Source organism: Rothia sp. HMSC078H08 (genome assembly GCF_001808955.1).
Classification (GTDB): Bacteria; Actinomycetota; Actinomycetes; order Actinomycetales; family Micrococcaceae; genus Rothia.
On sequence record NZ_KV795240.1, the window covers coordinates 1 to 1,867 of the forward strand.

The 1,867-nt window shown below is 55.5% G+C and carries 1 protein-coding gene and 1 pseudogene; both read right to left on the reverse strand.

The window, feature by feature from the left end; translation table 11 throughout:
• Positions 1–110: pseudogene (locus HMPREF2528_RS09310) on the reverse strand (ABC transporter ATP-binding protein); the annotation flags it as partial.
• Between the two features lie 261 nt (positions 111–371).
• A complete protein-coding gene (locus tag HMPREF2528_RS01120; protein ID WP_005987410.1) occupies positions 372–1,658 on the reverse strand; it encodes an MFS transporter in 1,287 nt (428 codons plus the stop codon).
• Positions 1,659–1,867 lie beyond the last annotated feature (209 nt).

Consider the following 1,867-nt stretch of genomic DNA (forward strand, 5'->3'; position numbering starts at 1 on the left):
CCCACCAAGCCGATGCGATCGTAGGAGTAGATTTCCAACTCTTCGATATCTAGGATATCGCGGCCGGCATATTCCAAAAAGATGTCTTTAGCTTTGACTATGAGTTCCATAGGTTGAACCGCCTTTTGTGTATTAGCGTTTTACTGGAAGCGCAGCCATGCCAAAAAAGATTGCTCACGTCGATTTTTCGCCTTTGCCCAATTGCCGGCGCGAGCGTTTTGACCTTGCGCAAGCCGGCAAATCCGAAAATGATAGTTGGCGACGAATAAGGAGCGCGATGCGGAATGTCGGTGCAATACCTCGTCGTCGCAAGGGCTTGAAGGCTGACGCTTGAACCGATGGCTGCTGCCTCTTTTTTTCGAATACTTGGGCTATTGAATCTGCCCGGTATCTCTTTTCCCCGCGTTTCGGACGCTCGGAGCAAGCAGCATAGCCATCGCAAGCAGTACCATGGTCGCTCCAGAGCCGACGAACCATAACGGAGCTCCAAGCAGATCCGCAAAAACGGAGGGGGCTGCGAGGCCCATGGGCATGGCCCACGCCATGATGGTTCCGTAGAGGCCGAAAACGCGGCCTAGGTACTCAGGAGGTATCTGCTCCTGCATAAGGGCAGTCTGGGTTCCCGCGTACAACGGGGAGCATGCGCCCATAAGAAAGCTCACCGGCAGGAAAGCAGCGAACAATGACGGGCCGAGCGATCCGGATACGATTGCGGCAATGCCGAAGCCGGCAATCGCGGCGACCATGGTGAACGACCTATTGCGGAACCCTCCCGTGGCCGCCAAAATGCCGGACCCAGCCAGCATGCCTGCAGAAAAAAGGATTTCCACCAAAGCGGCATCCCCCGTGCTACCGCCAAAATGCCCCAAGGTCATTATTGGGAACAATGCCGCGAGCGGAGAGAACGCGAAAGCGAAGACGAACCCGCACCAAAGAAGGGCGAACAGCCCCCTGTACTCCCTAATCAGCTTGTAGCCGTCCGAAATCTCAGAGAAGAGCTCTCGAACCTTATTGGAAAAGGACAAGCTGCGGTCGGCTTCATCGAGGCCCCCTGCGTCTATCTGTGCGGCGAGGACGGCTAAAGAAGCGAAAAGCGCTCCCAGCACGTCGAGGACAATCATAGCGGTAATGCCCGCCACGGGATAAATCACTGCTGCAAGCGCGGCGCCAAGAATGTATCCGCCGGACTGAATCGCCTGAGTCACCCCCGATAGGCGAACGAGATGCTCTGGCGGGGCGAGATGGGGCGTGAGAGATTGGGAGGCTGGCGTGTAGAACGAAGTACCAACTGCACGGAGAAACAGGGCGATGAGAATTAGCCATGCAGGTAAGCTGCCGGCCAACGAGGCAATCGCCAAGGCGGCACCCACCGCGGCAATGAAGAGGTCGGCGCCGATGAGGACACGTTTCAAAGGCAGTCTGTCGACAACGGCGCCCGCAAGGATTCCGAACAAAGCAATCGGCAGAAAGCCTGCCAGCGATGCTAAGGAGAGGAGAGAAGACGACCCTGTCGTGAGGGCGAGATGCCAAATAAGACCCATTTGGAGAATCGAACTCGTCAATGTCGAAACGAGCTCCCCGCCCCATACGAAACAAAGCTTGAATTGCCATGAATGGCACAGCAGAACAGACCTGCCCCGAGAGGTTTCAAATATCATGGTTATGTCCAATCGTGAAATGGCGTGCAGAAAAACAGCGCGACGCCACAACAGCGCCGCTTTCTAGGCGCTCATCCACGTGCGGAAAAGACCAACCACGACACCCCTCCTTTGTTAATTCGGTCTGGCAAACCATGTAATATGTAATATTAACGAGGCTTGAGTTTGCCTGTCAAGTAGCGTCCCGCATAGTGGTGTAACCGTGGGTG

Bases quoted from the DNA above. Each gene is read 5' to 3' on its own strand.
- HMPREF2528_RS01120 (WP_005987410.1), bottom strand. From the start codon at position 1,658: ATGATATTTGAAACCTCTCGGGGCAGGTCTGTTCTGCTGTGCCATTCA.